Annotated in this window: 15 protein-coding genes and 1 pseudogene; 10 read left to right on the forward strand and 6 right to left on the reverse strand. The window is 60.7% G+C overall.

Annotated elements, in window-relative coordinates; translation table 11 throughout:
• Positions 1–407: pseudogene (locus CVO76_RS13325) on the forward strand (hypothetical protein); the annotation flags it as partial.
• A gap of 32 nt (positions 408–439) precedes the next feature.
• On the opposite strand, the gene CVO76_RS13330 reads toward CVO76_RS13325, so the two are convergent.
• The gene (locus tag CVO76_RS13330; RefSeq protein ID WP_208739607.1) at positions 440–856 is read right to left on the reverse strand and encodes a RidA family protein; all 417 of its coding nucleotides are present in this window, start codon (positions 854–856) and stop codon (positions 440–442) included.
• 183 nt (positions 857–1,039) lie between these two features.
• Here CVO76_RS13330 and CVO76_RS13335 point away from each other — a divergent pair, with 183 nt between their 5' ends.
• A complete protein-coding gene (locus CVO76_RS13335; RefSeq protein ID WP_208739608.1) occupies positions 1,040–1,588 on the forward strand; it encodes an adenylyl-sulfate kinase in 549 nt (182 codons plus the stop codon).
• Positions 1,589–2,030: 442 nt separating this feature from the next.
• On the opposite strand, the gene CVO76_RS17645 is transcribed toward CVO76_RS13335, so the two are convergent.
• Together CVO76_RS17645 and CVO76_RS13345 are read right to left on the reverse strand one after the other, a co-directional pair.
• On the reverse strand, positions 2,031–2,399 hold the full coding sequence (locus CVO76_RS17645) for an SdpI family protein (RefSeq protein ID WP_208739609.1): 369 nt from the start codon (positions 2,397–2,399) through the stop codon (positions 2,031–2,033).
• A 147-nt stretch (positions 2,400–2,546) separates the two neighbouring features.
• The gene (locus CVO76_RS13345) at positions 2,547–3,113 is read right to left on the reverse strand and encodes an SRPBCC family protein (protein ID WP_347876210.1); all 567 of its coding nucleotides are present in this window, start codon (positions 3,111–3,113) and stop codon (positions 2,547–2,549) included.
• 194 nt (positions 3,114–3,307) lie between these two features.
• Here CVO76_RS13345 and CVO76_RS13350 point away from each other — a divergent pair, with 194 nt between their 5' ends.
• The 3 genes from CVO76_RS13350 (at position 3,308) to CVO76_RS13360 (ending at position 4,555) form a co-directional block, all read left to right on the forward strand.
• Positions 3,308–3,784 carry a GNAT family N-acetyltransferase gene (locus tag CVO76_RS13350; RefSeq protein ID WP_208739610.1) on the forward strand — a complete coding sequence of 159 codons (477 nt, stop codon included), beginning with the start codon at positions 3,308–3,310 and terminating at the stop codon, positions 3,782–3,784.
• Between the two features lie 84 nt (positions 3,785–3,868).
• Complete coding sequence (locus CVO76_RS13355; RefSeq protein ID WP_208739611.1) at positions 3,869–4,222, forward strand: hypothetical protein; 354 nt, start codon at positions 3,869–3,871, stop codon at positions 4,220–4,222.
• A gap of 81 nt (positions 4,223–4,303) precedes the next feature.
• A complete protein-coding gene (locus CVO76_RS13360; RefSeq protein WP_244185981.1) occupies positions 4,304–4,555 on the forward strand; it encodes a hypothetical protein in 252 nt (83 codons plus the stop codon).
• A 3-nt stretch (positions 4,556–4,558) separates the two neighbouring features.
• On the opposite strand, the gene CVO76_RS13365 is transcribed toward CVO76_RS13360, so the two are convergent.
• Positions 4,559–5,683 carry a hypothetical protein gene (locus tag CVO76_RS13365; protein WP_208739612.1) on the reverse strand — a complete coding sequence of 375 codons (1,125 nt, stop codon included), beginning with the start codon at positions 5,681–5,683 and terminating at the stop codon, positions 4,559–4,561.
• 136 nt (positions 5,684–5,819) lie between these two features.
• Positions 5,820–6,245, reverse strand: a complete 426-nt coding sequence (locus CVO76_RS17650) for a DUF805 domain-containing protein (RefSeq protein WP_208739613.1) — start codon at positions 6,243–6,245, stop codon at positions 5,820–5,822.
• An 18-nt stretch (positions 6,246–6,263) separates the two neighbouring features.
• Between CVO76_RS17650 and CVO76_RS13375 the strand changes: the two genes are divergently transcribed.
• The 4 genes from CVO76_RS13375 to CVO76_RS13390 all read left to right on the forward strand — a co-directional run bounded on the left by CVO76_RS13375 (position 6,264) and on the right by CVO76_RS13390 (position 8,060).
• Entirely contained in the window at positions 6,264–6,494 is a 231-nt protein-coding gene (locus CVO76_RS13375; RefSeq protein WP_208739614.1) for a hypothetical protein, read from the forward strand.
• A 139-nt stretch (positions 6,495–6,633) separates the two neighbouring features.
• The gene (locus CVO76_RS13380; RefSeq protein ID WP_208739615.1) at positions 6,634–7,203 is read left to right on the forward strand and encodes a DUF7010 family protein; all 570 of its coding nucleotides are present in this window, start codon (positions 6,634–6,636) and stop codon (positions 7,201–7,203) included.
• 310 nt (positions 7,204–7,513) lie between these two features.
• Positions 7,514–7,705, forward strand: a complete 192-nt coding sequence (locus tag CVO76_RS13385) for a helix-turn-helix transcriptional regulator (RefSeq protein ID WP_208739616.1) — start codon at positions 7,514–7,516, stop codon at positions 7,703–7,705.
• Positions 7,695–8,060, forward strand: a complete 366-nt coding sequence (locus tag CVO76_RS13390; protein ID WP_208739617.1) for a hypothetical protein — start codon at positions 7,695–7,697, stop codon at positions 8,058–8,060. Before CVO76_RS13385 ends, CVO76_RS13390 begins: the two co-directional genes overlap by 11 nt.
• Positions 8,061–8,184: 124 nt before the next feature.
• Here the strand turns inward: CVO76_RS13390 and CVO76_RS13395 are convergent, their stop codons facing one another.
• Complete coding sequence (locus tag CVO76_RS13395; protein ID WP_347876237.1) at positions 8,185–8,721, reverse strand: GIY-YIG nuclease family protein; 537 nt, start codon at positions 8,719–8,721, stop codon at positions 8,185–8,187.
• A gap of 768 nt (positions 8,722–9,489) precedes the next feature.
• Here CVO76_RS13395 and CVO76_RS13400 point away from each other — a divergent pair.
• The gene (locus CVO76_RS13400; protein WP_208739619.1) at positions 9,490–9,792 is read left to right on the forward strand and encodes a DUF4193 domain-containing protein; all 303 of its coding nucleotides are present in this window, start codon (positions 9,490–9,492) and stop codon (positions 9,790–9,792) included.
• The last annotated feature ends 228 nt before the right edge of the window (positions 9,793–10,020 follow it).

Consider the following 10,020-nt stretch of genomic DNA (forward strand, 5'->3'; position numbering starts at 1 on the left):
GTGGGGTGCGACGACCAGCAGTGGTGATCACCGGGCTCATTGCCGTCGTGCTGTTCACGGGATGCGCGAGTGGTGAGGTGGAGGAGGGGACCCCATCCGGTCCCACTAGCTTCGCGGGGATTTCAGATCCTGTTTCGGGCACCTACATCGGAACGGGCATCATCGAGCTCGGCGAACCGCCGGACAACGCGACGCACATCGACACCCGTCTGACCTGCCTGAGCGCCGGCAATCTCATCATGGAAGACGGATTGACGGTCATCTGCCCAACCGGCTCGGCCAGTACCACCGCACTGTCGTCCTTTGAACTCGTACCAGGAAAGCAATCAGTGACGATCACCGCAGAAGATCCGAGCACGAAGTACAAGCTCGATGCCGTCTACCAGGACCGCTCATCCGACCGCTAACCGTGCAGCGAGTCCTCCTGCATGCGGCCTCGCTAGGTAATGGGGTCTTTGACGGCGGCGACGGCTTCGATCTCCACGAGCTGATGCTCGTACCCCAGCACGGTCACACCCAGCAGGGTGCTCGGCGCATCATGATCCCCGAACGCCTCGCGCATGACCTGCCAGGCGACCATGAGATCACGCCGCTCAGCCGATGCCACGAGCACGCGCGTGCTGATCACATCCTCGACAGTCGCACCCGCGTCCAGAAGCGCGGTCTGCATGTTTGCGACGCATTGCTCCGCCTGTAAGGCGTAATCGCCTTTACCCACTGTCGCGCCCGCTTTGTCCAACGGGCAGGAACCAGCAAGGAAGATCAACCTCGCGTCCGCCGGCGCGGTCGCGGCATAGGCGTACTGCGCCACCTCCGACAGCTCAGCGGATCGGATCAAGGTCACTGCTGAAACCATCAGGCGCCGCCCTTCCTCGTACCCACGAACCCAAGCCTCCCACTCCTCCAATAGACAGGAGGACTCGTCAACGCTCAAATGCGCGTCTTCACACCTAAACAACGGTCCGCATGCCGATGGCTCAACGGGATCCTTCACCAGGCCCCTTGTGTGAGGCTCCTTCCGACTAGCACAGTTGGGCCAATGCGCTCTCATGTCCTGTTTATCAGCGGCCGCTCAGGTGTCGGCAAGTCCACTGCCGCGCTGGCACTTCACGAACAACTCATCAGTTTGAATATCCAGCACGCCGTCATCGAGGGCGATTACCTCGACCTCGCTCACCCGGCCCCACACGAGGCGTTTCCGCAAGCGAACCTCGCTGAGCAGAACCTTGCCTCCATGTGGTCTGCATACCGATTCCTCGGATACCACCGCCTCATCTACACGAACACCGTGGCCGCACTCATGTCCGCAGATCTTGCTACAGCCATGGGGGAGAACCCGATCGTGACCGCAGTCCTCCTACGCAGCAGTGACCGGCACGCCCACTCACGGCTGGACCGCCGCAACCATGGAACAAGCGACGCCGGATTGCTCGACCACAGTGCCGCAATGGGAAAACGACTCGACAGGGAGGCTCCTACGTTCGTCCACCGCATCGATACTGACGACCTCAATCCATCAGAGGTAGCGGCTCACCTGCTCACTCTTGCAGGATGGGATACGCAATCACCCGCCACCGAGGCACACTAGGGGATCCCTCAGCGGGTCGGGCCTTCGAAATCTGCGGGTTGGGCGCCAGGCAACGCGACTTTCCATGCTGCGTGGTGTTGCAGGCGGCTCACGCTGCCGCTCATGGTGCTGGACTCTTGCGTGGCGATCCGTGGCGAGAGCGTTCCTTTCGAGCACTCCAAAGGATGCTTCCGATAACGAGAACCATGCCTGCAGCGGTGGCCCATAGAGGACCCGATCCCTGAATCCCAGCTATTACTGAATAGATCAGTACCGCCGTGCAAATAAGCAGAACGAACCATCGCTGTGCACCCATAGCATCCCCTCGAGTGTGCTGCTGATGAGGTCCACTTTGTCACGAGGGCACCTCGATCGTGCCAGTAGTGGCGAATCTGACCAGCGGACGGACCCGTAATCGCTGATGGAAGTGATGTGGGCCGTTCCGCGTTGACTGCGCTCGGTCCTACTCAGTTGCCGTGCGCGCGGCGGTATTAGCAAGTGCTGTCGAGCGGAGGAGGACCACGAGCTGAGCGAGAAGCGCCGCAAACGCAATCAGAGGTCCCGTCTGTCCACCAAAAAGGACCTGTGCGCCTAGGGCCGCGATCATTCCGATGCCGGCAACGGGCACCATCCTCCTCAAAGCTGGAAGAGCAGCCCGGTGACCGGACGCCCAGGCTTGATCGGAGGCCTGCGTGTGCCTGGTGCGGATTCCGACTGCCGCATTGCGACTGATCAATCCCTCAGCTGCCTGACGGGTGACGAACAGGCAGACAGCGGGTAAGAACACCAGGGCAAGGAGCAGCATGGTCAAAGCAAGATACTCCTCAGACATCAGCGACCAACAGTGAGGCAAACATGTTTGTCATGCTCTCGAGCTTATCCAGCCCCTTGTTCAGCCGTCCCGCAGACCGATCGGACAGCGGGACGGCTCGTAGTCCCCAGCTCGCGCGTGTGGCGACTAAAAGTTGCGGGATTGAAGCTACTGGTGAGCAGGTTCTTCCACGAGGTACTGGTTCCTCGTTTCGATGAGCTTCTTGAGGTATCGGGCGAGCAGAAGTCTCTCGACGACCCGGCCCAGTGGACCTAAGGAAGCTGCAAACTCAAATCGGTCCACCATGGTGGTGACCTCGTCGTGCTGACTGAATTCGTGAACGTGACGGAATCGCTGGAACGGACCACTGCCCTGCTGGTCCACGAAGTAATTCGGAACGTCCATCTCAGTGATCCGGCTTGTCATGCGGATCGGGATGCCGAAGTGCCAGGCCCGCCACGTCACTTGCTGCCCCAAGGAGATGAGGCCGGTCGTGGTGCCTGCGATGGCTGTTTCCTTGGATCGGGCCATGGAGCCGGTGTGGGCATCGATACTTCGAGAGCGGTCGAACAACTCAACCTGGGGTATGCGGGTGTGAGTGGTGCACTCGAAATAGACAGTCACCCGAATGAATTCGCAGTAGATCCAACCTCCTCCCGCCGATCTTTCTAAATCCGCAGCAGGCGATACTCCATCCCGCTCGATCATGTTCGCTGCGAGATATTCATGGAACAAGCAGGGTGATCTGACTGACGTCCTGGTGGGTGAGGGTGAGGGTGTGGGCGAGGCGGTAGGAGTCGGTGCCTGTTTCGATGATGGTTCCGTTGAACGTAAGACGATCGCTCTGAGGGATCCCTCAACGGGAATAGGGGCGAGCCGTGGTGTGGCCCTCGGTAGGCTCGGGGAAGACGCTAGGCAAGGGGGGCAGCATGACTGACGAGATTCAGATTCGGCAGTGTGTCGACGCTGATTTAGCTGCACTGGAAGCGACCGAGCCGCCAGGAGCGGGCATCGCCCGCAATCTCCTGAAGCACCAGGCCGCCGGCGCTGTTATTTATGCAGCAGCCTGGCGCAAGCACCAACCGGCCGGATCCGTCGTGCTGGATCTCGTTTCCGATCACACTCCGGAGTTGAAGCACCTCTTTGTGCAGGAGTCCGCTCGAGATGCAGGCATAGGGACAGCACTGTGCGCTTGGACCGAGACTTACGCCGAGCAAACGGGATTCGACAAGCTCTACCTCAGCGTCGGCACCGAGAACGGCGGTGCTCGCCGGCTCTATGAGCGCTTGGGGTTCGTTCCAACGGGACGATTAAGAACGACGACTTACCAGTACGTCGACGACGACGGACAAATGCAGTGGGCGACTGAGACCGACGACGTCTTTGAGAAATCACTCACCGACTAAGCTCCCTCGCACCACGGCAAGATCATGTGCGGCCGAAGATCGCTCTACGGCCAACTGCAGTAGGCGGGGTGCTAGTTTCGAGCCATGGGAACGGACTGGATCGAACACCGGCGGGGTCGCGACGGCGAACGCATCGGCTGGATGGAGCCGGCAAATGAGGGGTTCGTCGCAATCGACCTGCTGGGACGCCGCAGGACCGGCATCGTTGATTGGTTGAGCGCCGAGGAAACCCTCGACGAACTCGGCATCGGCTACCTCGCAGACCCACACGAGCTACGACTGGACAACGGAGCCTGGTTACGTGTCCGCATCGCTGAAGTCTCGCCGGCCGCAATTCGTGTGAAGAAGGACGACTGGGGAGATATGACCGCCCCCCAGCTCTACTACACGGTGCCTTTCCCCGTAAACGATGATCAGCTCCGTCCACTGAGCACATAAGGATCGTTGAGCGGGGCACCGCTGGTGCATCCTGTTGAGATGCGATCGGGTACGCGGAAGTGGAGAGATACGGTCACGTCAGTGCTGGCGTTGTTGAACGACGTGGATCCCTATCGGCTGCAGCCCGGCGGGGCGGAAGGTGCGCCCCTGGATGAGTACGAGCTCGAGGCCGGCCCCATTGCGAGTTTGCTGCTCAAGAACGGTTCAGTCCAAAGCAACGAAGTAGACGCTATATGGCTGACATGGTTCCAAGAACCCTTGAGCGAGGCTATCAAATCTGAGGCAATGAGCCGCTTCTGCACGAGCTTGAACTCTCTGAACATCGAGACGTGACGCCTAGACGATGTCCTCATACCAATTCTCTTGCGGGACAGGCTTAGGGGCGCCAGGCCGCGTTAGCTGGGGGGTTCTTGTCCAGGTCTCCTGATCGGTAGATCGTTGCCACTGCTGGCGTGGGCCCTCCCACTCGCGTGCGGCATCGGTCAACCAGATCGTCGTATCGGGATTCCATCCGGCCAGGACCGTGGACGTGCCGCCGTCAACATGCAGCGCACGATTGGCGCTAGACAGGTACGCCAGGGTTGTCAGGTGTACCGCGTCCCACCGTTCTGCGACCTTCTCCCAGTCCGGAATCACCCACGCACCGTTGGTGCCGGTGCAGCGGAACCAGTCATGACGTCGGGACGCGGTGACCTCAAGGGGGTGTTCACGGCACAGTGACACCCAGTCCTCACCACTGCGTATTTCGTAGGTGCGTCCGGTACCGCGTACGGGGATCACGGTTGCCTGCTCCCAGCCGAAGGAGTCTTCAATGAGATTCAAGCCCAGCGGTATCCGCCCGACCGTGTGCAGGGGTCCTTGCGGGAAAGACCACCACGTACCCGACCAGGGGGCGTGGGGATCCCGGGGTCGTTCCATACGTGCGCGGACCTCCTCGGCGCGTGCACCACGAGCCCACGCAGCCAGGGCTTGTGATGGTTCCCGGGGTAGAGGTGCTGGATCGTCGGGTGAGTGCCAGTCGATGGCCCACTGTTCGAGCTGCCGGTCGTGCGACCACCACAGGGTCGAGGGTGACGTTATGACGTGCTGCGCAAGCGGGGTGAGGGCGGCTGTCACCTCGGGAAGGGACGCGAGGACGTCCTCCCCGTCTGGTTCCTGCCAGGGCCGGGACGTGTCGACTGCCTCAGCCAATGCGCGATCGATGGCCCGAGGCTCAGCCTGTATGACATCGAGTGAGGTCAAAGCTGCGATGAGATCTGCATAGGTGGGCTTCGGCGGCAGCTCAGTGTCGTCGCCGGAGGTGGCAGTCAACAGCACCCGGGAGCTGCCTTTGCCCGGATCCAGATCATGAGCGAGCCAGAACACTGCGGACCTGACAGACGGGTCCAGCTCCGTCATCAGCTGCAGGCACAGGCGTCGCCCACGAGGCCCTGCCAACAGCACTTCCGCCCCCATCTTCATCTGCTCACCCTACGTGCGAGCTACGTGCGAACTCGCGTTCACCAGGGGATCCTTCTGCGGGAATGATTGTCGGTATCTACGGCCGAGTTAGTTGGGGTGCGTCCTCGTGTTCCTGGCGGCGCGAGAGGTGACGGCCTCAGGTGTCGAAACGTGAGCCCTCAAACCGTGGTCGTCGGGCGGCTAACAGGAGTAGGACGAAAGGGCCGGGAGGGAGGATTGCGAGCAGGGCCCACCAGCCTGAGAGGTTCGAGTCGTGGAGGCGACGGACTGCGATGGTGAAACCAGGGACCGTGGTGGCAATCAACCAGACAACGGCGATGATGAGTGAAAACGCCGCGATGGGGGAACTGGGCGCTTCGGTTTGGTAGACGTTGACTAACTCGATGTTTGCAAAGAATGCAGACCCGAATGGACCGAGAGACAAAGTCGGTTGCGGTGTCTTACCCGAGACCAGGGCAGGAATGATCAGCTGAGCCATAGCTACGACGACGACGTTCACGAGCATCGTCTTACGGGAGTATCGGACGCTCGCCCATGACAACCGTTGCGCGTTCCCAGTCACCGACGTAGCGTCTGCCAGATGAACGGTGACGGACAACCACTGGCTGAGCCGGACGACCCATCGATAGGCGGCGGCAAAGCATTCCTGCCTATCGGGATCGTGTTCCTCGTCGTTGCGCTTGGCATGATATTCACGGGCACGACATCCTGGATCGCGTTCTTCACTATAGGCATCACGTTCCTCATCCTCGGGACACAAAAGACCTCAAGCAACGATGAGGTCGCACCTTCCCAGACCCCGCAGGAATGATGCCCGCCGGCGGTTCTCGAGTTGTAGCTGGCGGCCGGCGGTAACTACTGATCCTCAGGGGGGTCTTTCTGTGAGCGGTAGCAGCAGCACTGGGCGGACCTCGACTGGTGCGCCTCCGCGCTTCGCGGATCCGCGGCGGGTGGGAACCCTCATCGGCCTGTTCGGCGCGTGCGTCTTCGTGTTCTCCTACACTCCACAAATCGCAGAGCTCCTTGTGGTCCTCGCGCGCGCCCTGGTCGTTGGTGCCGTCGCCTGCACCCTCTGGTTCCTCTTCGCCTCGCCGCGCTACCTCGGCCCGTTCACTGCTCCTCGCGGGCAGCAGATCGGAATCTACCTTCTCTATATGGTTCTGGAGTTCGCGCTCATAGCTTTCGGCACGGGACGACTCACATCGATGGGCGAATTGGAGCTTCAACCCGCGCTCATCGCTCTGGTCGTCGGTCTTCACTTCATACCCTTCGCGTGGGCATTCAAGGAACGCATGTTCTACACCCTCGGCGGAGTCCTTGCCGTCCTGGGCGGTATGGGCCTGCTGATCGGCACTCAGACCAGCGCTCTCGGAGCAGCCGTCGGGTCAGGGCTGGTCATGTCTTTGATCTTGCTCGCCTACAGCCTCGGGATGTTCGCCCACCCCCCCCCGTCGAGAGACGTAGCCCAGCGCCAAACGACGTTGCATGATGTCTGGACCCTTGATCGGTTCTGTTGCTAGAGCCTTAAAAGGACCCTAGAACAACACGATCTGAGCCGATGTGATCTGTGGCGTTGGGGTGTACCCCAACGCCACAGATCCGATCGGTAGCGAAACCCGTCCGAAGGCGGCGAAGTAGAGCGACACTTCCGCCTATGGGTTCTGCGACGACCGCGGAGCCGCCCTATGCCCTCCTGAACGTTGCAAAACTTTCTAGCGCACTAATGGTCGTTTATGTACGTTGAGCCCTGGCTCTTACTCAGAGGATTGACAACCGCCACCGTGTAAAGCACCCTTGTCAGGACAAGCATGCTTTACGTAAAGGGGCGGCGTGCAAAACAGTATCCGGGATCTTCGCGCCGAGACGGGCATGTCGCAGCGGGAGCTGGCCGAGGCCCTGCAGGTCTCGAGGCAGACCGTCAATTCAATCGAGACAGGCCGCTATGACCCATCCCTGCCCTTGGCTATAGCCATCGCCCGTTATTTCCATCGCCCTGTAGAGGAGATTTTTCATGCAGACTGACACCCACTTTTCACGCACCGTGGTAGGTCTTGGAATCCTGGGCGTGATCCTCGCGCTGGTGACCGTTGCCGTGGTCTTACTCCGCGAGCACGCCCCAGGCGACATGATTCCGGGGTTCCTCGTCGGACTCGGAATTGGAGTCGCCGGAGCCCTGGTCATGGCATGGAGGGTATTCCGCCGACCGGAGCGCGCCTCGACCTTTGAACGCGCGTGGACGCAAACCGGCGACGAACGCGAGGACACACTCCTGACCCGGGCGTTGGCCGTCGTCGGGCTGGCATCCCTTCCCTTGGTCGGAATCACCACGCTCGCCATCGGCTTCGGCGCCGAGGCACCCATGGTCATGACCCTCTGATGGGGGCGCTGTTCATCACCGGGGGCACGTCGTTCGCGGTGCTCAACCACCGCAACTGAGCACATCGGGTTCTCCCTCTACAGGCACGAAGGCTGTGGTGGCCTCGCTCTTCGTAGCTTGGTGGTTACACCCGATTCAACGGCGGCCGATATACAAGCCGAAGCCGAGCCTCCAACGCTGCAGCGTCCCGCTCGGTATGCTCTCGGAGCCAGGAGACGTCACAGCCCAGCAGCCAGCCCCGAATCGCAGTCGCCTGCCCGGTCGTCACCTTCTGCCGGGTCGGATTGCCCGTGACATTGGGCGGGATCTGAAACAGCAGCTCACATACATTCCGACGCAACGAGGATCCCGCAAGGCTCACACCTCCACCAAGGTGCGTCGAAAGCCGCTTCTGCAGACTCGTCGCCGTACCGACATACTGCGGCACTTCATTTCGCGACCACAGGTACACGCCCGGCTCGTTCGGCAGATCCGAGCGGGTCAGGTTACTTGCAGCACGTCTCGGCGCCGCAAGGAGCCGAGTCCAATCCTTGCCCGAAGGCTCAGCGGAGTCTGGCGTTGTCGACGAAGTCGCCTCGTCAATCGCATCGAGAATGGCGTCCATCTCGAAGTCATCCTCGGCACCATAGATGTTCAAATCGCTGTGGCTGTAGGAGTTCATCACGCCGCAAGAGTATCGCCCTCAAAATCGCAGAAACGAGCCGAAAAGCCGAGCTAATCTTTTCTGCCTCACGGACCCGAAGGACGGTCGATCGACGGCACGTAGTTTTCGGGGACGTGTCGATTGGTCGATCATCGACGCCTACGACGACGCCCCCTGACCTGCCCTGAGGGCAGCCCTCAGGGCAGGCGTATGTAACTCGGGCAGTAGGAACGACCGATGTCGACAGATAGGGCCCGGTAGATCCATCCCTCAGATGGGGGCTTTTGATCCATTTGAGCAGTCACGTCGTGGACCGGCAGGTACAGCACTGGGCCAGGGTGGGGCGCCCATTCCTCCACCCCTACCGGAACCATCAGATCAAAATCGACGAGTTCTTAGATGTTGAGCCTCCTGCCCACCTGTGCACGGCACAAGCTCCCCCACGCTCCGCTGCTTGTCCCGCACACACCTGGACAGCAGGAACCGAAGGAGCGCCTGCACACACCCACCTTGAGTCGCCGCACCGGATAGCTCACCTCGAGCGAACGGTGGACGTGCACAGCCTCCACGAGTGCGGGTTAGGACTCATGTGCTGTCTTCTATCTCGGCGACTTCCCTCATCATGTTTCGTCTTTGACGTGCTGGTGACAGGAGTTTGTGAGGCAGAGGATTGGGCACAGTACAGCAGGTGGCGTCGGTCATGTTCTTGGACTTGATAACCAAGAGCCCCTGGTTACGCATGTACTCTGTTGCGTCTCCCCCACTACAGAAGGACTGAGAACCACCATGGCGACCGACTACGACGAGCCACGCGTCAAGCCCGAGGACATGCCGGCCAACGAATCGCTCGAGGCGATTCAAGCTCAGCGTAGCAGCACTACTCAGACCTCCGTCATCGACGCCGAGGACACGGATACGGCCGAGGGTTTCGATCTACCAGGTGCCATCCTCGAGGACGAGCTCACGGTGACCGTTGTCCCCGTGCAGGAGGACGAGTTCACCTGCATGTCCTGCTTCCTCGTTCATCACCGAACCCAGCTAGCGCGTGAGGTGAACGGCAACAAGTACTGCGTTGAGTGCGAGGGCTAACACCTAGCATCACTTAGCGAGGCAGCGCTGATCCTTTACAAGGAACCCTCGCCTGGACCTTCGCACTATTGGGCTACGCCGATCAGGTATGCCGGAGTCTCGAAAATCTAGGGGCTTGAAGAGGCGCAGACCACAACCGCGCTATGCGTTGCTTTGGGTGTTGTGGATCCAGTGGGTGCTCGCAACGACTACCGCGGTTGTGGCGAGTGCGGCTCGTACCGTGTTTGC

Origin of the sequence: Arthrobacter agilis (assembly GCF_002953615.1) — a bacterium.
Lineage (GTDB): Bacteria > Actinomycetota > Actinomycetes > Actinomycetales > Micrococcaceae > Arthrobacter_D > Arthrobacter_D agilis_B.

What these genes read in the sequence shown, in the direction of transcription:
- CVO76_RS13365 (WP_208739612.1), bottom strand. Translation starts at nt 5,683, where the DNA reads ATGAAGATGGGGGCGGAAGTGCTGTTGGCAGGGCCTCGTGGGCGACGC.
- CVO76_RS13350 (WP_208739610.1), top strand. Translation starts at nt 3,308, where the DNA reads ATGACTGACGAGATTCAGATTCGGCAGTGTGTCGACGCTGATTTAGCT.
- CVO76_RS13390 (WP_208739617.1), top strand. Translation starts at nt 7,695, where the DNA reads ATGCAGACTGACACCCACTTTTCACGCACCGTGGTAGGTCTTGGAATC.
- CVO76_RS13395 (WP_347876237.1), bottom strand. Translation starts at nt 8,721, where the DNA reads ATGAACTCCTACAGCCACAGCGATTTGAACATCTATGGTGCCGAGGAT.
- CVO76_RS13400 (WP_208739619.1), top strand. Translation starts at nt 9,490, where the DNA reads ATGGCGACCGACTACGACGAGCCACGCGTCAAGCCCGAGGACATGCCG.
- CVO76_RS13355 (WP_208739611.1), top strand. Translation starts at nt 3,869, where the DNA reads ATGGGAACGGACTGGATCGAACACCGGCGGGGTCGCGACGGCGAACGC.
- CVO76_RS13335 (WP_208739608.1), top strand. Translation starts at nt 1,040, where the DNA reads ATGCGCTCTCATGTCCTGTTTATCAGCGGCCGCTCAGGTGTCGGCAAG.
- CVO76_RS13330 (WP_208739607.1), bottom strand. Translation starts at nt 856, where the DNA reads ATGGTTTCAGCAGTGACCTTGATCCGATCCGCTGAGCTGTCGGAGGTG.
- CVO76_RS13375 (WP_208739614.1), top strand. Translation starts at nt 6,264, where the DNA reads ATGAACGGTGACGGACAACCACTGGCTGAGCCGGACGACCCATCGATA.
- CVO76_RS17645 (WP_208739609.1), bottom strand. Translation starts at nt 2,399, where the DNA reads ATGTCTGAGGAGTATCTTGCTTTGACCATGCTGCTCCTTGCCCTGGTG.